Below are 18,267 nucleotides of genomic sequence, written 5' to 3' on the forward strand. Positions count from 1 at the left end.
CGACTGCACGTTCGAACGCCGCACAGCCACCGGCCGAGCCGACCGAGGCGGGACTAGCGGCGAACGGCCTTGCGGGGCTTGGTACCGGTCTGCTCGATGTACCGCTTCCAGGACTGCGACCTGTAGTCCAGCCCGGTCGTCATGAGCACCAGCAGCCCGATCACCGCACCGATCGCGGACAGGCCGACGAAGTAGAAGAACTGGCGGAACACGAGCCCGACGCCGTTGCTGAACGGCCCCACCCCGGACACGAACGGCCCGATGAGCACGGCCAGCAGGCACGCGACCACAACGGCCAGCCCGAGCTCGCCGACGACGCGAATCATGGGCACCCGGCGGCCGTACCAGAACGCGACGGGAATCATCACCGCACCGACCGCGAACAGCGCCCAAAGCCCGATGGTGATCTGCTTGGCGTCATCGTCCCCGGCCGCGATCCGAACCACGAGCCGCGCGACGAGATTGACCACGAAGAGACCCCCCGCGACGAGCCCGACGGGCAACCACCGCTCCTTCATAGCCAGCCTCCGTCACTTCAGTTCCCCGATACGCCGAACCCACGCGATCCCGGCGCGGGAACGTGTTTACCCGTCTACACTGCGTGCGCGCAAGACCCGCCGCCTCAGAGTTCGCTGAACCTCTCCCGGGAGCCGCTTTTCGAGCCACCGGTGAGCCCCCATTCGGCCGGGCATTTCCGCACTACAAACCGACCCGCGGAATCACCGCCGCGCCGCGTTTCCGATGCCGCACAACGCGACGCTCCCCCGTCACCCGAAATCCAAACACGCCCTTCGCGGACCTCGCCGGTCCAGACCCACGGCCCACGCCTCCCCCGCCATGCTCGCCACGGGCCACGGCTCCAGCCCCAGCGATGGACGAGGCGACCGCGAAGACCACGGCGGCGGTCGCAATCACGGAGCAACGGCTACGGCCACGGAGCAACGGCCACGGCCACGGCCAACGCGAAGCCCACGACTGCGGCGACGGCGCGGCCCGGCCGGCCGAGGGCCCGCCGCGCCGGACCGAACGCCGAATCAGTGGCCAGACACCGGCCCCAACATCAGTGGCCAAACACCGGCCCCAACGCGGACGCCGAAGCCGACAAACGTCAACAAAGCCGACGAGCGCCCCGAACGTCAACGCGGCCGCAACGCATCAACGCAACCAGCCAACACCGCGAACGTCAACAAAGCCGACGAACGCACCCAACGTCAACGCGGCCGCAACGCGTCAGCGCTGCCGGCGAGCGCCGTCGAAGCGGACGAAGCCGGCGAGCGTCAAGCAGGCCGGGCCGCGGGCGGTCGAAGAGAACGGCCGACCGCTCAGGTGCCCGCCGGCGAGGGCGGAGTCGTGTCCGGCGGAGTCACGCGCGGCCGCGGGCGCATGGTCGAGACGTAGATGCCGATCGCGAACGCCAGCGGACCCGCGAACAGCGTCAGCAGCCCCACCCAGTTGTCCTCGGTGATGATCATGTCGCCTTCTGAGGTGCGGCCCGCCGCCAGGATCCACACCACGCACCAGGCGGCCGCCGGTAGCAGCGCCGCCATCCGTCGCCGGGTCGTGGTGTAGGCGAACCAGCCCAGCAGAGGATTGGTCACCAGCGCCATGAGCAGCGAGACGGGCACGCGCCACCCGCCGATGCGCAGCGGCGAGTAGAGCGCCTCGATGATCGCCAGGGCCGCCCCGAGCAGCGTGGCCACGATCAGCCCCGCGATCGTGATGGCGATGTCGAAGGATTTCCGGGTTTCCGGCGACGGGTTGAGCCACGACCGCGAAGGCTCCGCGGCGACCGGCCACATGACGTCGGACGGCACCGCAAAGCCGGCATCGGGAGCGGAATCCGCAGAGGACGGCTCAACCGGCGCGAATCCAGGCACGGCCGCGGGCCCAGACGCCGACTCCGACCCAGCCGCGGCTCCGGAGACGGACGGGGCCCCAGGCGCACCAGCAGACCCGGACCCGGACGAAGCCCCAGGCGCACCAGCGGACCCGGAAGCGGCAGCCGACCCGGACGAGCCCCCGGGCGCACCAGCGGATCCGGGCCCGGACGAGGCCCCGGGAACCTCAGTGGGCTTAGCCGTGGATTCGCGAACGAGAGCAGGCCCCGAAGCCGAAGGCCCCGGCCGAGGCGGTCCCTTGCGCTTGGTCGTCACGATGCTCCAGGCTCCAGTCCGGACGACCCCAGTGCCGAGGTCCCCAGTACGGCGGCCGACGAGGCGGGCGGCTCCAGCACCGAGACCCGAGGCGCCGGCACATCCACCTCGAGCCCGGCGAATAGGTCTTCCTCCCACCCGTGCGGCCCGACGCCGGGCCCCTTGCTACCCCGCGCCAGCTGGTAATACTCCACGCCCATGAACTCGGCGCCAAAGTTTCCCGCGATCGAGAACAGCCACGACGTCGGCGGGATCTGGGTGGCGTGCGCCTTGAGCGCGGCCGTCTTCTCCTCCGCGAACTCATGGGCGTCCACCCGCGCCGCGATGTCCGAGTCCGCGGTGCCGAAGGGCAGGTCCTCCGGATGCTCGATCTCGGCGAACGGGTTGTCGGACGAGTCGCGGAACTGCTCCATGCCCGCTTGCAGCACGGAGCGGGGGACTGCCGTCCAGTACACCTTGGCGGGTCCGATTCCCTCCGCCTCGGCCAGCTCCACGGCCCTGGTCAGCACCCGGTGGGCCTGGATGTGGTCCGGGTGGCCGTAGAACCCGTTGGGGTCGTAGGTAACCGCAACCTGCGGGCGGGTCTCGCGAATCACCTCGAGCAGCTCACCCGCGGCCACGTCGAGGTCCGCGCCCCAGAAGGCGCGCGGGTGCTTGTTGGCCGGGGTGTCCATCATCCCGGAGTCGCGGTAGCGCCCGGCCCCGCCGAGAAAGCGGTGGTCGGCCACGCCCAGGTGGCGACAGGCGGTGTCCAGCTCGGCGATGCGATAGCCACCGAGCTGGTCGCCCTCGGCGGCGGCGATCCCGGCCAGCGCGGGCACGTGGATCTCGCCTTCCTCACCGAGCGTGCAGGTGACGAGGGTGACGTGGGCGCCGTCGGCCGCGTAGCGGGCCATGGTCGCGCCGGTCCCCATCGACTCGTCGTCGGGGTGTGCATGGACGAACAGGATGCTCCGAGCACTCACGGGGGCAACTGTACGGCCTGCCACCGACACTTTCCCCAGCGGCCACGGCCCGTGTGAGCATCCGCTCACCAAGAGTGACGCCGATGCCCGGTTCCGGGCCAATCACATGACAATCCGGCGGCCACGAGTCAACATTCCGGGGTGGACTATCCGGAGTTGGCCGCACGAACCCGACGTTTCTCCTACGGGGCACCCCGCGCCGTCACGGTGAGCCCGGACGGGGCTCGCGTGATCTTCCTGCGCTCGTCGGGCCCCGAGGACCCCACCGACGCGCTCTGGGTCTTCGACGTCGCCACGCGCAGCGAGCGGTGCCTGGCCGACCCGGCGGCGCTGTTACGCGACCAGCCCGACCTGCCGCCGGCCGAGCGGGCGCTGCGCGAGCGGCTACGGCTGTCCGCGGGCGGCATCGGCTCGTTCGCGCTGGACGGAGCCGGAGTGCTGGCCGTCTTCCCGCTCGGCGGCCGGCTGTTCCGCGCCGACCTGCTCACCGGCGACGTGACCGAGCTCGACACCGCCGGGCCGGTCGTCGACCCGCGGCTCGACCCGACCGGACGCCGGATCGCCTACGTCACCGGCGGCGCCCTGCGGGTGATCGACGCCGACGGCACGGACTCGGTCCTGGCCGGCGAGGAGGGCGTGACCTGGGGACTCGCCGAGTTCATCGGAGCCGAGGAATTTCACCGCTTCCGGGGGTACTGGTGGTCGCCCGACGGCCACAGCATCCTCACCGCGCGCGTCGACGAGTCGCGGGTCCCGCGGTGGCACCTGCACGACCCGTCGCTGCCGGAGCAGCCACCCACCACGATCGCCTATCCGCACGCGGGCGCGAGCAACGCCAAGGTCACCCTGCACGTGCTCGATCTCGACGGCGGCTGGGTCGACGTGCACTGGGACCGCGAGACCTATCCCTATCTCGTCGCCGCCACCTGGTCGGAGCAGGGCGGACCGCTGCTCGCGGTGCTGCGCCGGCTGCAGCAGCACGGCCTCGTGATCGCCGTCGACCCGCGCACCGGCGAGACGCAGGTCCATGCCGAGCTCGCCGATCCGCGCTGGGTGGAGCCGGTGCCGGGCACGCCCGCACACCTCTCGGACGGCCGGGTGCTGGTCGGCGGCGAGCTCGCCCACGACGGATACGACGCGCGCTGCCTGTTCGCGGACGGGAGCCTGATCACACCGCCCAATCTGTACGTCCGCCGCGTGGCCGGAAACCTCGAAGGCGACCTGATCGTGGAGGCCAGCGACGGGGAGCCGAGCGAGCAGCACGTCTTCCACATCCCGGTGACCCAGTCCAGCCCGCGCGCGACGCGCCTGACCACGGAGCCGGGCTGGCACGTGGCCCAGGCGGCCGGGCGGACCATCGTGATCGGGTCGCAGACGCTGGAGCGGGCGGGGTGGGAGTACCGCATCATCCACAACGGCGAGCAGGTCGGCGCGATCGCGTCCCACGCGGCGCAACCACCCTTCGCGCCGCGACCCGCTCTTGAGCGGGTGACCGACCGGCGCGTCCCGGCGGGCGTGGTCTATCCCCGCAGCCACGTGGCCGGGCGACGGCTCCCGGTGCTGGTGGCGATCTACGGCGGCCCGGGCCATCAGGAGGTCGTCGCCGCGCGGGCCCGCTGGGTGGAGAAGCAGTGGTGGGCCGACCAGGGCTTCGCCGTCGTGTCCATCGACAACCGTGGCACGCCCGGCGTCGCGCCCAGCTTCGACAAGGCCATCCACCGCCGCTTCTCCGACGTGATCCTCGCCGACCAGGTCGACGCGCTCGAAGCGCTCGCCGGCAAGCACCCCGACCTTGACCTCGGGCGGGTCGCGATCCGCGGCTGGTCGTTCGGCGGCTGGCTGTCGGCGCTGGGGGTGCTGCGGCGGCCGGACGTGTACCACTGCGCGGTCGTCGGCGCCCCCGTCACGGACTGGGCGCTCTACGACACCGCCTACACGGAGCGATACCTCGGGCTGCCCGCCGACGCCCCCGACGTGTACGCGCACAACTCGCTGGTCGAACTCGCCGCCGAGCCGCCGGTGCGCCCCGAGGACGCGCGGCCGATGCTGCTCGTGCACGGCCTGGTCGACGACAACGTGGTCGCCGCGCACACGCTGCGCCTCTCGGCCGCCCTGCTCGCCGCGGGCCGGCCGCACTCGATGATCCCGCTGACCGGCGCCACGCACATGGCCGCGGGCGGGCTGGCCGAGAAGCTGCTGCGCATCGAGCTCGACTTCATCCGCCGTTCGCTGCAGGCACCGGGCTGATCGACGGCGGGCTGGTCGCCAGTTGGTAATCAGCCGTTCGCGGCGGGCGCCAGGCTGATCACCACGTCGCCGCCGAGGCGCCCGCCCTCGGGTGAGCGCCGCACGGCGCCGGAGTGCAGCAGCGCGATAATGAGCTTCTGGGCGTCGGCGGCGCGGTACACCGTGTCCGTGAGCGCGAACCGCTTGAGCTCGGTGACCGTGAGCCCGCCGTCACCGAGCCGCGCCAGGAGCTCGCGCCGCAGTGCGCCCGGGTTCGGCTCCAGCGAGATGTCCATCAGGTGCCCCTCGGGGTCACGCGGGTCGCGATAGCGCACGCCGGCGTACTCGTCCAGCGCCCACAGCTCGCTCTTGAACGACTCCAGGCTCTTGTCCGAGCGCGTGCCGAAGCCGACGAGCATTTCGCTCTCGCCATCGACCAACTCGACACCCGCGGTGAGCCCCAGCCCCGCCGCGTGCAGTTCCGCGCGTTGTTTCGCCCAGGTACCGGCGGGGGCTGTGAGGAGTACGACGGCCGCTTTGAAGCTTTTCGCAATGCTGTCGTCGACCATTGCCAGCAGTGGCCCACTCGCGGCTCCGGCCGCCTTGAGAACGGCGCCCACATTGCCGCCGGGCACAACGTGAACCGCCATTTCCGCAGGTGTACCGATTTCACGCTGCACAGCCGCCAACCGCCCCGCCAACGCCTCGGTTCCAGGCGCGACGAACAGCAGCGTAAGCCGCCCGCGAAGCCGATCCCCAAACTCCCCGAACGCGCGCAACGCCGCCTCGGCCGCGTCATGATCGATCCCCCGCGCGGACGCGTAGAGAAACGCCGCACCATGAGGCGCATGCAGATTCCCGGGCGCCCAGGTGTCGACACAGCGCACGAGCAGTTCCCGGGTTACCGCACGGATCGACATATCGTCCTTTCTACTCCAGCACCGCTCCCGCTACCTTAAGCACGTCGATACACGGGACGGGGAGGAACACCGTGGCGGACAAGCAAATCAAGATCGACCCGGAGGGCGTACGCGCGTTCGGCGCGAGCCTCCAGTCGTACGTGGACAAGGACATCGCCCCGACGACGGACTTCGTGACGTACCAACTGCAGTCCTACGGCGCCTTCGGCATCCGCAGCGCCAGCCCAGCCGTCCAGGACGCGGCCGTGCAGTACTGGCTGGTGATGAGCGAGGCCGTCTCGTTCTTGTCGACGCTGTCCCACAACACGGGCGCCATGGCCAGGACGGCGAAGGAAATCGTCACGACCTACCTCGATGCCGACGTCGACTCTGCCGGCTTCTTGGGCGCTGTCGAGGGCGGCGCGGCGATGGAGCTGACCGCGTCCGAGCAGGCCGCGTACCGGGCCAAGCAGATCTTGAACCGTGATGACCTGGTCGAGGAGCGGCGCGACGTGCACGACGGTGGCGCATGAGCGTCTACCAGCACTACACCGTGCGCGAACTCTGGGCGATGGTGGCGCATGAAAGCGCCGCCGAGCACGCCGAGGCCATGCGCGGCTGGGCGGCGAAGCACTCGATGCTCGGCGCCCAGATCGGCAACCTGGAACGGCTGCGCCAAGAACTCGCCGACGCGTGGCACCCGGAGGGCAGCCCCGCAGCTCGCGCATTTCTCGACCAGATCGACCAGACCATCGTTTCCATGACCGGTGCGCAGGAGGCGGCTGGTCAGGCCAAGGCGACGTTCAGCAAGGTGACCGGCGCGTTGATCACGGCGCAAGAGCGGATCAAGCCGCTGCACGACGCCTACGACGATCCGAGGGCTGCCTGGCGGGCGTACCTCGCCAAGACGCCGGCCGGCCCGATGATCGGTACTCTGCCCGACAGCTGGGCACCAGGCATTGACATGCCCGATTTCGCAACGGATGCAGTGCTACGCCTGCATCGCGAGGAACTCGACAAGCAGGCGCGCGCCATCATGGATGACACCGATGCGAAGGTGGCCGCTGCCACCGCCCAGCCGGTCGTCATGCCAAAGATGAATCGTCTGGACGAGATGCCGGCACCGCCTACGCCATCCAAACCGCGCGGCGGTAGCAGATCGAACGGGACCAGCCGAAGCCTGCCACCTCCCGTGTTCGATCCACCCCAGCCCAATCTGGAACTGATCAATGCCAGCCCGGGACCAGCAACCCCGCCGGTGACCGTCGACCTGGGGCCGTTCCTGACCGCAAGCCCGGCACCGGCGCTTCCGCCGGTGCTGATGCCACCCCCGCCGACCGCACCAGCCGTATCGCCAGCACCCGCACCGCGCACGCCGCTACCGCTGCCGCCAATGACCAGCCCGCTTCCAGGTCGGTTGATGCCCACGAACGGCCTCATTGGGCGGCCACCGGCCCAACCATCCGCCGGTCGTCCGCCCCAGGGTCCGCTTGGCGAACACGGCGTCATCGGCGGCCCTGGATCGTTTGGCCGGTCGGGCGCCATCGGCCGGTCTGCGCGGTCTCCCCTGCGCGACACTCGCCATCTGCCTGCGGCCGAGCCGGGCGCTGAGAGCGGCGAGCGCCTGCCGGGTGGCGGCTGGCGGGACCGCAGTTACGAGGCGTACGCCCAGCGCCGGACCGGACGACAGCACCCGGAGGACGAGGTGTGGCAGGTGGAGGAGGGCGTGGCTCCCGTGCTCGAGGCGCCACCGGCCAGACCCACAGGCGACGTGCCGCCCGGTGTGATCGGCATCGACCGTTGATTTCGCGACGACTGCCGCTACCGCTGGTCACGGCGGTGCTGGCCGCCGTGGTGTTTCCTACTCCGGCGTTGGCTGACAACGTCCGCGACCAGCAGTGGCACCTGGGCTTCATGCACATCTCCGAGGCGCAACAACTCAGCCGGGGCGACGGCGTCCTCGTAGCCGTCGCCGACTCCGGCGTCGAGGCAAGCGTGCCGGACCTCTCCGGAGCAGTGGTGCCCGGCAAGGACTTCGGCGGCAACACGGGCGACGGGACCCATGACCCGGTGGGCCACGGCACAGCCATGGCAGCTCTCATCGCCGGACGGGGCCGCGGCACTGGCACCGGCGTGCTTGGCATCGCCCCCAAAGCCACAATCTTGCCGATCCAATTGTCACGCAACATCGACTACGGCGGCGACCCACGCGATGTCGCCGCCGCCATCGACTACGCCGTGAGCAAGGGCGCCAAGGTCATCTGCCTCTCAATCGCCACCAGTGACACCAAGGTCGTACGCACCGCGATCACCAAGGCCCTCACCGCCGACGTCGTCGTGGTCGCCGCCGCGGGCAATAAACCCAAGGCCGGGAGCGTCGAGTTTCCCGCCTACGTCCCGGGTGTTGTCGCGGTCGGCGCCGTGGACCGAAATGGCGACCGCGCGGCGATCTCCGTCGCAGGACCCGAGCTCACCCTGGTCGCCCCTGGCGTCGACATCACCGCGGTCGACGCCTTCGGCAAAACGCGCACGGCCACCGGTACAAGCGATGCCAACGCCCTCGTCGTCGGGGCTGTGGCTTTGATCCGCGCGAAGTATCCGCAGCTCAAAGGCCCCGACGTGGTTCGGCGCCTGACCGAGACGGCACAGGACAAGGGCGAGCCGGGCAAGGATCCCGTGTACGGCTACGGCGTCATCGACCTCGTCAAAGCCCTCACCGCCGACCTGTCCCCCGCCCCGATCAGCGCCTCCCCATCCCCACCAGCGGCAAGCAGCGAAGGTGACGGCCGGACAGCAGCCGTCATCGCCGCCATCAGCGCCGCCGTCGTCGTCATGGTCTTCATCGCCGTACTCCAGAGCATCATCCGCAGCCGCAGACGCCGCCCGTGACCCTCCGGCGCCTCACCCGCCAGGAAGCTCATGCTCCGGCGATCGTCCTCCGCAGTCGCCGGCCGCGGGAGTAGGTTCGGGGCATGGCTGACGTACTCGGCAATGACGACGTCTCCGCCGCGCTCGGTGAGCTCGCGGGCTGGTCCGGCGACGCGGAAGGCATCGAGCGCTCGGTGACCGCCTCCTCGTTCCTCGACGGTATCCGGCTGGTCGCCGAGGTCGCGCACGTGGCCGAGGCGGCCGATCATCACCCCGACATCGACATTCGCTGGCGGACGCTCACCTTCCGGCTCTCCACGCACTCGGCCGGCGGGGTGACCGAGAAGGACCTCGCGCTGGCGCGGCAGATCAACGAGTTGATCGGGTAGCCAAGACATCGACGTAGGGTCGTGTCCGCCCAAAGTGTCATACCCCCTCGGTAGGGTCCAACCATGACCCACTTCGACGTGGCGACCGCGGCGGTGGAGGCGGCTCTCGCAGCCGGCGCCCGGTATGCCGATGCCCGCGTGATGCACCGCCGCTCCGAGTCGATGACCGCCCGCAACGGCGAGATCGAGGAGTTGAGCCAGGACGAGGACGCGGGCGTCGGTGTTCGGGCACTGGTGGGTTCGAGCTGGGGCTTTTTCGCGGTGCCGGACTTGGGCTCCGCGGCCGCCAAGCACGCGGGCGAGCGGGCGACGGCGATCGCGCGGGCCTCGGCCACGGTGCCGGGGCCGGCGGTCGACCTCGTCGGGGTCGAGGCGCGCGTGGACTCCTGGGCCAGTGCGTGCGAGGTGGACCCGCTCGGGGTCGCGCTGTCGGTCAAGGGCGATCTGCTCACGGCCGCGACCGCGGAGTCGCACAAGGCCGGCGCGGACATCGCCGAGGGGCTGTACCAGATCTGGGACACGCGCAAGTGGTTCGTCTCCTCGCAGGGGCACCGCATCGACCAGCACATCCGCGAGTCCGGGGCGGGCATCTCGGCCACGGTCATCGGTGACGGCGAGACCCAGCGGCGCTCGTATCCCTCCTACCGCGGGCAATACGGCACGCGCGGCTGGGAGATCGTCGACGAGCTGGACCTCACGGCGCACGCGGCCCGCATCGCCGAGGAGGCGCGGGCGCTGCTGACGGCGCCGCAGTGCCCGGCGGGTGAGACGACGCTCATCCTCGGCAGCGAGCAGATGGCGCTGCAGATCCACGAATCCGTCGGGCACGCCATCGAGCTCGACCGGATCCTCGGGTGGGAGGCGGCGTTCGCGGGCACGTCGTGGCTGGAGCTGGCCAAGATCAATCAGCTTCGGTACGGCTCCGAACTCATGAACATCACCATCGACCCGACGATCCCGGGTGCGCTGGGGTCGTTCGGCTACGACGACGAAGGGACCCCGGCTCAGCAGCGGTACGCGGTCCGTGACGGCATCTGGGTCGGCACGCTCGCCGGTCGCGACTCGGCCGCGGTGGCGGGGCTGGACTACGCGGGCAGCGTGCGCGCCGACGGCTGGGCCCGCCTGCCGATGGTCCGGATGACCAACGTCGGCCTGCTCCCGGGCCCGCACACGCTGGACGAGATGATCGCCGCGACCGAGGACGGCGTGCTCATGGACATGAACCGCTCCTGGTCGATCGACGACAAGCGCCTCAACTTCCAGTTCGGGTGCGAGATCGGCTGGGAGATCAAGAACGGCCGCCGCGGCCGGATGCTGCGCAACCCGACCTACACGGGCATCGGCCCCCGATTCTGGGGCTCGATGGACATGCTGAGCTCGGAGATCGTCTCCTGGGGCACCCCGAACTGCGGCAAGGGCCAGCCGGGCCAGATCGGCCACACCGGCCACCCGGCCGCCGCGGCCCGCTTCCAGAACGTCCGAGTGGGAGTCCGCGGATGACGCCCCAAGGCAGCAAGCCGGGTGGCCGTGGTGCGAGGAAGAGAAGAGCCCGCCGGTGAGCGGGAACGGGACGGATCTGGACACGTGCGTGGGGGTGCGGGGATGAGCGTGACGGCGACGGAGACCGACCTGGCCCAGCGGGTGCTGGAGCTGGTCGGCGCCGGCATCGAGGCCGAGGTGACCGTCGAGCGGCAGGAGCTGGCGCTGACGCGGTTCGCCGGGTCGTACATTCATCAGAACGTGGCCGACGAGATCACCGGGGTGCGGCTGCGCCTGCACGCGGACGGCCGCACGGCCAGCACCTCGACGACGGTGCTCGACGGGCTCGACGATCTCGTGCGGCGCACGGTCGCCTCGATGCGGCTCGCGCCCGCCGATCCGACGTGGCCCGGGCTCGCGCCGCCGGCGCCGCTCGCGTTCGCGGGCAACGTGGACGACGCGACCGCGGGGGCGTCGCCGGACGATCGGGCCGCCCGGGTGCGAGCCTTCGTGGCGCAGGCCGAGGGGCTCGACACCGCCGGGTACTGCCGGACGTCCGCGGCCAGGGTCGTCTACGCGAACTCGGCCGGGCAGCACCTGGCCGCGGCGCGGACGAGCGCGGCGATGGACGGCATCGCGCGGACCTCGAGCTCGGACGGGCTGGCGCGGCTCGCGGCGGTGCGCCTGGGCGACATCGACGGCGCGGTGCTCGGGGCGCGGGCGGCCGCGAAGGCCCGGGCCGGCGTCGACCCGGTGGAGCTGCCGCCAGGGCGGTACGAGGTGGTGCTCGAGGCGGCCGCGGTCTCCGACGTGCTGCAGATGCTCGCGATGTACGGCTTCAACGCCAAGATGGTGCTCGACCGCCAGTCGTTCCTGCAGGTCGGCGAGGCGCAGTTCGACCCCTCGGTGACGCTGGTCGAGGACGCGTCGCAGCCGGACGCGACCGCGATCCCGTTCGACGCCGAGGGCACTCCGCGGCGGCGGGTGGTGCTCGTGGACCGGGGCGTGTCGAGCGCGGTGGTGCACGATCGCCGGACGGCGGCGCGGGCCGGGGGCGGGGCGGAGTCGACCGGGCACGCAATCCCGGGCGGGGCCAGCTTCGGGGCGATCCCGTCGAGCCTGCGCCTGCTGCCCACGGAGGGGCCGGGGCCGCAGGAGGTCGACGGGCCGGCGACGGACTCGACGGTCGCGGCGCTCGTCGCGGGGGTCGAGCGCGGGCTGCTCGTGACGGACAACCACTACACCCGGGTGCTCGACCCGCGCACGCTCGTCGTCACCGGGCTCACCCGCAACGGGGTCTGGCTCATCGAGGACGGCCGGATCACCACGCCGGTCCGGAACTTCCGCTTCACCCAGTCCTATGCGCAAGCGCTCGGCCCCGGAGCCGTGCTCGGGATCGGCTCGCACGCGGTGGAGATGCCCGGGCCGTGGGCGGAAGCGGGATTCGTGGCGCCGGCGCTGCGGCTGGCGTCGTGGAATTACACCGGCGGCGCATCGGGCTGAGGATTCTTCGCGACGCAAAAACCCGGCCCGTCGAACGGGCCGGGCGATGAACGCGGCAACGGCACCCGAGCCAAAGCGCCAACAAGTCGACCGCCGGAAAGGCAAAGCGCCAACCACACGGCGTCCTAACTCCGGGACGCCAAGTAGCGGACAATGCGCAAAGTTAGGTAAACCTAACCAAAGTTTTGATCATGCGAATGGCGTGGTCACCGCGCCAGGAGTGAAGTTCTCCACAACGGGCATCGGGCTTTCGGCGAAGGTCTTTCGGTATCGCGTCGGCACACGCAAGACTCCCAACGCACGTCGCTGCGGGATCGGGCGTAACGTGTGCACCGACCATAGATCGGTACATCAGAGAACTCTTCACCAGCCCGTCCAGGGAGTACTCACCATGACGACCACGCCTACACGGCCTCGGTCAGTTTCGGGCGCGGGGCCCCGCGCAGCGATCGGCGCCAAGACATTGCGGACGGACGGGTGGCGGACTTACCCGCTGTCCATCGCGGCGATTCTGCTGTTCTTCATCGTCTATTCGACGATCCGGATTTTCATGGCGAAGTGGTACTTCGTCCCGGAGCACGGATACCTGACCCCGCTGTACTCCCCGTGCCTGAGCGACTCCTGCGTCGAAGGGTCGAGCCACTTCGGCACCCCGTTCGGCGCGTTCCCGCGCTGGCTCCCGCTGGGCCTGGCCGCGTTCCCGTTCGTCGCCGGCTTCCGGGTGACGTGCTACTACTACCGCAAGAGCGGGTACCGGTCGCTCTGGATGTCGCCGCAGGCGTGCGCCGTGCAGGAGCCGCACAAGAAGTACAGCGGCGAGACCCGCTTCCCGCTGGTCTTCATGAACTCGCACCGCTACTTCTTCTACGTGGCGTCGCTGATCCTGCTGATCAACATCTGGGACGCCTTCCACGCGTTCAAGGGCTCCGACGGCGGCTTCGGCATCGGGCTCGGCTCGCTCATCATCGTGGTCAACGTGCTCGCGCTGGCCGGCTACACGGCCAGCTGCCACGCCTGCCGGCACGTGATGGGCGGACGGCTCAAGCACTTCTCGAAGCACCCGGTGCGCTACCGCCTCTGGACGCTGATCTCCAAGCTCAACACGCGGCACGGCACGTTCGCGATGACGTCGCTGTTCACGGTCATCCTCACGGACGCGTACATCATGGCCGTGTCCGCGGACTGGATCACCGACCTTCGAATCTGGAATTAGGACCCCCCGATGACGAACATCGAGCGACACACCTACGACGTCGTGGTGATCGGTGCGGGCGGCGCCGGGCTGCGGGCCGCCATCGAGGCCCGGCTCGCGGGCAAGAAGACCGCCATCATCTCGAAGTCGCTGTTCGGCAAGGCGCACACGGTCATGGCCGAGGGCGGCGCCGCCGCGGCCATGGGCAACGTCAATGCGAACGACAACTGGCAGGTGCACTTCCGCGACACCATGCGCGGCGGCAAGTTCCTGAACAACTTCCGCATGGCGGAGCTGCACGCCAAGGAGGCTCCGGACCGGATCTGGGAGCTCGAGACCTACGGCGCGCTGTTCGACCGTACGAAAGACGGAAAGATCAGCCAGCGCAACTTCGGCGGACACGAGTATCCGCGGCTGGCCCACGTCGGTGACCGCACCGGCCTGGAGCTGATCCGCACGCTGCAGCAGAAGATCGTCTCGCTGCAGCAGGAGGACTACGCGGCGCACGGCGACTACGAGGCGCGCATCCGGGTCTTCCAGGAGTGCACGATCACGGAGCTGTTCATCGAGAACGGCGCGGTGGCGGGCGCGTTCGGCTACTACCGCGAGTCCGGCGACTTCGTGCTGTTCGAGACCTCGGCGATCGTGCTGGCGACGGGCGGCGTGGGCAAGTCCTACAAGGTCACGTCGAACTCGTGGGAGTACACGGGTGACGGCCACGCCCTCGCCCTGCGCAGCGGCGCGACGCTGATCAACATGGAGTTCCTGCAGTTCCACCCGACCGGCATGGTGTGGCCGCCCTCGGTGAAGGGCATCCTGGTCACCGAGTCGGTCCGCGGTGACGGCGGCGTGCTGCGCAACACCGACGGCAAGCGGTTCATGTTCGACTACGTCCCCGACGTCTTCCGCAAGCAGTACGCGGAGACCGAGGATGAGGCCGACCGCTGGTACTCCGACCCGGACAACAACCGCCGCCCGCCCGAGCTGCTCCCCCGCGACGAGGTCGCCCGCGCGATCAACAGCGAGGTCAAGGCCGGCCGCGGCACCCAGGCCGGCGGCGTGCTGCTGGACATCGCCAGCCGCCTGCCCGCCGAGCAGATCATCAAGCGGCTGCCCTCGATGCACCACCAGTTCAAGGAGCTGGCCGACGTCGACATCACCAAGAAGCCCATGGAGGTCGGCCCGACCTGCCACTACGTGATGGGCGGGGTCGAGGTCGACGCCGACACGGCGGCCGCGGCGGTGCCCGGCCTGTTCGCGGCGGGCGAGGTCTCCGGCGGCATGCACGGCTCCAACCGGCTCGGCGGCAACTCGCTGTCCGACCTGCTGGTGTTCGGCAAGCGGGCGGGCGAGCACGCGGCGGCGTACGCGACCGAGACCGGCCGGCGCAAGCCGACCCCGGCGGCGGTCGAGGCGGCCGTGGAGACGGCGCTGGCCCCGCTGCAGCGCGGTGAGGGCGGCGAGAACCCGTACACGCTGCACCAGGAGCTGCAGGACATCATGGGCACGCTGGTCGGCATCATCCGCCGCGACGGCGAGCTGCGCGACTCGCTGGTGCGCCTGGCCGAGCTCAAGGAGCGGGTGAGGAAGGTCGGCGCGACCGGCGGCCGGCGCTACAACCCGGGCTGGCACCTGGCCCTCGACCTGCGCAACATGCTCGTCGTCTCCGAGTGCACGGCGAAGGCGGCGCTCGAGCGCACCGAGTCCCGTGGCGGGCACACCCGCGAGGACCACCCGAAGATGGACCCGACCTGGCGCAAGGTCAACCTGGTCTGCTCCCTCGACGGGGAGGACGTCCGGCTCGAGCACAAGCCGCTGCCGGTGATGCGTCCGGAGCTGCAGGACCTGTTCGAGCGCAGTGAGCTGGCCAAGTACATGACCGACGAGGAGCTGTGATGGGTACCAATCGCCACTTCCGCGTCTGGCGCGGCGACGACACGGGCGGCCAGCTCGAGGACTTCCAGGTGGAGGTCAACGAGGGCGAGGTCGTGCTCGACGTCATCCACCGCCTCCAGGCGACCCAGACGCCCGACCTCGCGGTGCGCTGGAACTGCAAGGCCGGCAAGTGCGGCTCCTGCTCGATGGAGATCAACGGCAAGCCGCGCCTGGGCTGCATGACCCGGATGTCGACGTTCGGCGACGACGAGACCGTGACCGTCACCCCGCTGCGCACCTTCCCGGTGATCCGCGACCTGGTCACGAACGTCAACTTCAACTACCAGAAGGCCCGCGAGATGCCCGCCTTCGCGCCGCCGAAGGGCGTCGAGCCGGGCGAGTACCGCATGCAGCAGATCGATGTCGAGCGCTCGCAGGAGTTCCGCAAGTGCATCGAGTGCTACATGTGCCAGAACGTGTGTCACGTGATCCGCGACCACGAGGAGAACAAGCGGGCCTTCGCCGGCCCCCGCTTCTTCATCCGGGCCGCGGAGCTGGACATGCACCCGCTCGACGCGCGCGGTGACCGCAAGGAGATGGCCCAGGCGGAGCAGGGCCTCGGCTACTGCAACATCACCAAGTGCTGCACCGAAGTCTGCCCGGAGCACATCAAGATCACTGATAATGCGATCATTCCCATGAAGGAACGCGTTGTCGATCGGAGGTACGACCCGGTGACCTGGCTTGGGCGCAAGATCTTCCGCCGTGACCAGCTGGACGAGCCGGCGCTGGCCCACGCGTCGAGCCCGACGGGCGCGGCGGCGGACACGGGCTCGCACTGGAACCAGCAGGGCCCCGTGCCGCAGGACCCCTCCGTGGGCGCCGACGGCAAGCTCCCCGTGGCCGAGCTCTACCTCGACCGCGCGGCCGCGGCCTCCCCGTTCGGCGACGACCAGGAGTTCCCGCTGCCGCCGGAGAAGCTGCGGTACAACCACCCGCACTGAGTGACGGCTCGCGATGCGGGGCCCCGGCCGACGGTCAGAGGCCCCGCATCGCGGCGACGTACCCGTCCGTGACCCGGGCCTGCATCAGCCGGGCCACGGGCGCGCCGAGCTTCGTCCACCACTTCGCCGGGCGGCTGAACGCCCGGACCTCGAACCACACGGCGCCTTCGGCGTCGGTGGAGAGCAGGAACGCCTCCTCGCCGGTCGCCACGTGCCCCGGGAGCGTCCCGAACCCGAACCCGAAGCGCCCGGGCCGGTCCTCGATCCACACGATCTTGCAGGGCACCCACAGCCGCAGCGGCCCCGCCCCGATGCCGGAGGCGAACTCGACCCCGAGCCCGGCCCGCTCCGCGTCGGTGCGCACCCGCAGGCCCGCCCCGCGCTGCGGCCGCCAGTGCGCGAGCGCGTCGGCCGCCTCGGCAAACCCCGCCGTGAGGCGAGCCCGCCGGGTCACGTGCAGATAGCCGGCCGGCAGCGGCCCCTCGCGCGTCGCGCCGACCTCGGCGTAGGTGACATCCACGCGCTCGAAGGTAACAACGCCGCCTACGAGGGCAGCAGGGGCTCCAGCGCGTGCACGATCGGCGCGTCGGCGGGCAGCCACGGCACGCTGTCCAGCTCTCCGGCACCCAGCCAGCGCAGGTCACTGTGCTCGAGCGGGAGCGGCTGGGCGCCGTCGAGGAGCGTCGCGACGTACACCCGCAGAATCGCGGTCCCGTTCAGCATCGCGATGTCGTCCCCGACGCGCTCCCCCACGGCGACGTCGACGCCGAGCTCCTCCTGGCACTCGCGGACCAGCGCCTGCACCTCGGTCTCCCCCGGATCGACCTTGCCCCCGGGGAACTCCCACTTTCCGGCCATTTCGGGCGGCTGGGCGCGCTCGCACGCCAAAACCCGCCCATTCGCGATGATCGCCGCGCCGACGATGATCCGTGGCATCAACCGTTCGGTCTGCACGGGCAACCAGGGTGCCAGATCCATATGAAGTTCCGGTGGCGGGCTATGCCCTGTTGTTCACCAGACGAGGGAAAAGTGGCCGTGGACAGATCCACCGGTTGCTAGTCAGACTTGCAGACACCGTTGATGACGGGCAGGCTTCGAATCGGCCACAAGCCGGCAACGATGCCGAGGGAGGGTAGGTCGACATGCGGGCCCGGTGGAGCGATGATCACCGTGACTATCTCAGCGATGCGCTGGCCTTACTACAAGGCTGGACTCACGACGGCGGCGAGATCCGCCGGACGTTGCATCTCGACGATTCCCAGCATGCGGCACTCACCGAGCGAATGAAAGTGGTCGCCGACGCGGTCGGCGTCCGCCCGGACGTCCGCCGCCTGGACGGACGCACGCAGATCCGCTTACGGGTGCCCGGCAGCGACGAGTCGGACCTGTCCCCGGGCGAGGTCACGCTCGCCGCGCGCATCGAGGATCTGTACAAGAACATCATCGCCGGAGCGGCATAAATCCATGGCTCGGGCCGCGTCAGCGGCAGACCGTAGCTCCCGCCAGGAATCCCGGCGCCCGTAGTGGCAAGACCGCACCAGGCCCACGCTTCCCGCCCGGCGGATATGTCGGGGCGCTGGCGCGCCGCGACATATCCGACTTTTCGTATATGCACGGTTCAAGGGCAAAGACAAGGGTCGCCACCCCCGCGGTGATGCAGATGTCAGATGGCCCCGCGCAGAACTGCGACTTGATCAGCTTCGGCCTCGTCGCT

At 70.2% G+C, this 18,267-nt stretch carries 17 protein-coding genes; 11 read left to right on the forward strand and 6 right to left on the reverse strand.

The window, feature by feature from the left end; translation table 11 throughout:
• Positions 1–53 precede the first annotated feature (53 nt).
• The 3 genes from ABT369_RS11990 to mshB all read right to left on the reverse strand — a co-directional run bounded on the left by ABT369_RS11990 (position 54) and on the right by mshB (position 3,067).
• Positions 54–518 (reverse strand): hypothetical protein, encoded by a 465-nt coding sequence (locus ABT369_RS11990; RefSeq protein WP_350611746.1) that lies wholly within the window; start codon positions 516–518, stop codon positions 54–56.
• Positions 519–1,322: 804 nt separating this feature from the next.
• Entirely contained in the window at positions 1,323–1,814 is a 492-nt protein-coding gene (locus ABT369_RS11995) for a hypothetical protein (protein WP_350611747.1), read from the reverse strand.
• 335 nt (positions 1,815–2,149) lie between these two features.
• On the reverse strand, positions 2,150–3,067 hold the full coding sequence (mshB, locus tag ABT369_RS12000; protein WP_502891736.1) for an N-acetyl-1-D-myo-inositol-2-amino-2-deoxy-alpha-D-glucopyranoside deacetylase: 918 nt from the start codon (positions 3,065–3,067) through the stop codon (positions 2,150–2,152).
• Between the two features lie 192 nt (positions 3,068–3,259).
• Here mshB and ABT369_RS12005 point away from each other — a divergent pair, with 192 nt between their 5' ends.
• Complete coding sequence (locus ABT369_RS12005) at positions 3,260–5,365, forward strand: S9 family peptidase (protein ID WP_350611749.1); 2,106 nt, start codon at positions 3,260–3,262, stop codon at positions 5,363–5,365.
• A 29-nt stretch (positions 5,366–5,394) separates the two neighbouring features.
• Here the strand turns inward: ABT369_RS12005 and ABT369_RS12010 are convergent, their stop codons facing one another.
• Positions 5,395–6,264: a hypothetical protein gene (locus ABT369_RS12010; RefSeq protein WP_350611750.1), complete on the reverse strand. Its 870-nt coding sequence runs from the start codon at positions 6,262–6,264 to the stop codon at positions 5,395–5,397.
• Between the two features lie 71 nt (positions 6,265–6,335).
• Between ABT369_RS12010 and ABT369_RS12015 the strand changes: the two genes are divergently transcribed.
• The 9 genes from ABT369_RS12015 (at position 6,336) to ABT369_RS12055 (ending at position 16,553) form a co-directional block, all read left to right on the forward strand.
• Entirely contained in the window at positions 6,336–6,776 is a 441-nt protein-coding gene (locus ABT369_RS12015) for a hypothetical protein (protein WP_350611751.1), read from the forward strand.
• Positions 6,773–8,047, forward strand: coding sequence for a hypothetical protein (locus tag ABT369_RS12020; protein WP_350611752.1), 1,275 nt, complete (start codon positions 6,773–6,775; stop codon positions 8,045–8,047). Before ABT369_RS12015 ends, ABT369_RS12020 begins: the two co-directional genes overlap by 4 nt.
• Before the next feature lie 35 nt (positions 8,048–8,082).
• Positions 8,083–9,132 carry a S8 family serine peptidase gene (locus ABT369_RS12025; protein WP_350611753.1) on the forward strand — a complete coding sequence of 350 codons (1,050 nt, stop codon included), beginning with the start codon at positions 8,083–8,085 and terminating at the stop codon, positions 9,130–9,132.
• Between the two features lie 83 nt (positions 9,133–9,215).
• A complete protein-coding gene (locus ABT369_RS12030) occupies positions 9,216–9,500 on the forward strand; it encodes a 4a-hydroxytetrahydrobiopterin dehydratase (protein WP_350611754.1) in 285 nt (94 codons plus the stop codon).
• 63 nt (positions 9,501–9,563) lie between these two features.
• A complete protein-coding gene (locus ABT369_RS12035) occupies positions 9,564–11,000 on the forward strand; it encodes a TldD/PmbA family protein (protein WP_350611755.1) in 1,437 nt (478 codons plus the stop codon).
• A gap of 102 nt (positions 11,001–11,102) precedes the next feature.
• Positions 11,103–12,482 carry a TldD/PmbA family protein gene (locus tag ABT369_RS12040; protein WP_350611756.1) on the forward strand — a complete coding sequence of 460 codons (1,380 nt, stop codon included), beginning with the start codon at positions 11,103–11,105 and terminating at the stop codon, positions 12,480–12,482.
• 391 nt (positions 12,483–12,873) lie between these two features.
• Complete coding sequence (gene sdhC, locus ABT369_RS12045) at positions 12,874–13,695, forward strand: succinate dehydrogenase subunit SdhC (protein ID WP_350611757.1); 822 nt, start codon at positions 12,874–12,876, stop codon at positions 13,693–13,695.
• 9 nt (positions 13,696–13,704) lie between these two features.
• Positions 13,705–15,570, forward strand: a complete 1,866-nt coding sequence (locus ABT369_RS12050; protein ID WP_350611758.1) for a fumarate reductase/succinate dehydrogenase flavoprotein subunit — start codon at positions 13,705–13,707, stop codon at positions 15,568–15,570.
• Positions 15,570–16,553: a succinate dehydrogenase/fumarate reductase iron-sulfur subunit gene (locus tag ABT369_RS12055; RefSeq protein ID WP_350611759.1), complete on the forward strand. Its 984-nt coding sequence runs from the start codon at positions 15,570–15,572 to the stop codon at positions 16,551–16,553. The genes ABT369_RS12050 and ABT369_RS12055 overlap by 1 nt, the downstream gene beginning before the upstream one ends.
• 34 nt (positions 16,554–16,587) lie before the next feature.
• On the opposite strand, the gene ABT369_RS12060 is transcribed toward ABT369_RS12055, so the two are convergent.
• Positions 16,588–17,073, reverse strand: a complete 486-nt coding sequence (locus ABT369_RS12060) for a DUF1990 domain-containing protein (RefSeq protein WP_350611760.1) — start codon at positions 17,071–17,073, stop codon at positions 16,588–16,590.
• Positions 17,074–17,096: 23 nt separating this feature from the next.
• Entirely contained in the window at positions 17,097–17,531 is a 435-nt protein-coding gene (locus tag ABT369_RS12065; protein ID WP_350611761.1) for a (deoxy)nucleoside triphosphate pyrophosphohydrolase, read from the reverse strand.
• Between the two features lie 164 nt (positions 17,532–17,695).
• On the opposite strand from ABT369_RS12065, the gene ABT369_RS12070 reads away from it, so the two are divergent.
• Positions 17,696–18,013, forward strand: a complete 318-nt coding sequence (locus ABT369_RS12070) for a pterin dehydratase (protein ID WP_350611762.1) — start codon at positions 17,696–17,698, stop codon at positions 18,011–18,013.
• Positions 18,014–18,267 lie beyond the last annotated feature (254 nt).

The organism is Dactylosporangium sp. NPDC000244 (assembly GCF_040300725.1).
Lineage (GTDB): Bacteria > Actinomycetota > Actinomycetes > Mycobacteriales > Micromonosporaceae > Dactylosporangium.

What these genes read in the sequence shown, in the direction of transcription:
- ABT369_RS12020 (WP_350611752.1), top strand. Translation starts at nt 6,773, where the DNA reads ATGAGCGTCTACCAGCACTACACCGTGCGCGAACTCTGGGCGATGGTG.
- ABT369_RS12050 (WP_350611758.1), top strand. Translation starts at nt 13,705, where the DNA reads ATGACGAACATCGAGCGACACACCTACGACGTCGTGGTGATCGGTGCG.
- sdhC (WP_350611757.1), top strand. Translation starts at nt 12,874, where the DNA reads ATGACGACCACGCCTACACGGCCTCGGTCAGTTTCGGGCGCGGGGCCC.
- ABT369_RS11990 (WP_350611746.1), bottom strand. Translation starts at nt 518, where the DNA reads ATGAAGGAGCGGTGGTTGCCCGTCGGGCTCGTCGCGGGGGGTCTCTTC.
- ABT369_RS12035 (WP_350611755.1), top strand. Translation starts at nt 9,564, where the DNA reads ATGACCCACTTCGACGTGGCGACCGCGGCGGTGGAGGCGGCTCTCGCA.
- ABT369_RS12055 (WP_350611759.1), top strand. Translation starts at nt 15,570, where the DNA reads ATGGGTACCAATCGCCACTTCCGCGTCTGGCGCGGCGACGACACGGGC.
- ABT369_RS12070 (WP_350611762.1), top strand. Translation starts at nt 17,696, where the DNA reads ATGCGGGCCCGGTGGAGCGATGATCACCGTGACTATCTCAGCGATGCG.
- ABT369_RS12010 (WP_350611750.1), bottom strand. Translation starts at nt 6,264, where the DNA reads ATGTCGATCCGTGCGGTAACCCGGGAACTGCTCGTGCGCTGTGTCGAC.
- mshB (WP_502891736.1), bottom strand. Translation starts at nt 3,067, where the DNA reads ATGGGGACCGGCGCGACCATGGCCCGCTACGCGGCCGACGGCGCCCAC.
- ABT369_RS12040 (WP_350611756.1), top strand. Translation starts at nt 11,103, where the DNA reads ATGAGCGTGACGGCGACGGAGACCGACCTGGCCCAGCGGGTGCTGGAG.
- ABT369_RS12030 (WP_350611754.1), top strand. Translation starts at nt 9,216, where the DNA reads ATGGCTGACGTACTCGGCAATGACGACGTCTCCGCCGCGCTCGGTGAG.
- ABT369_RS12065 (WP_350611761.1), bottom strand. Translation starts at nt 17,531, where the DNA reads ATGGATCTGGCACCCTGGTTGCCCGTGCAGACCGAACGGTTGATGCCA.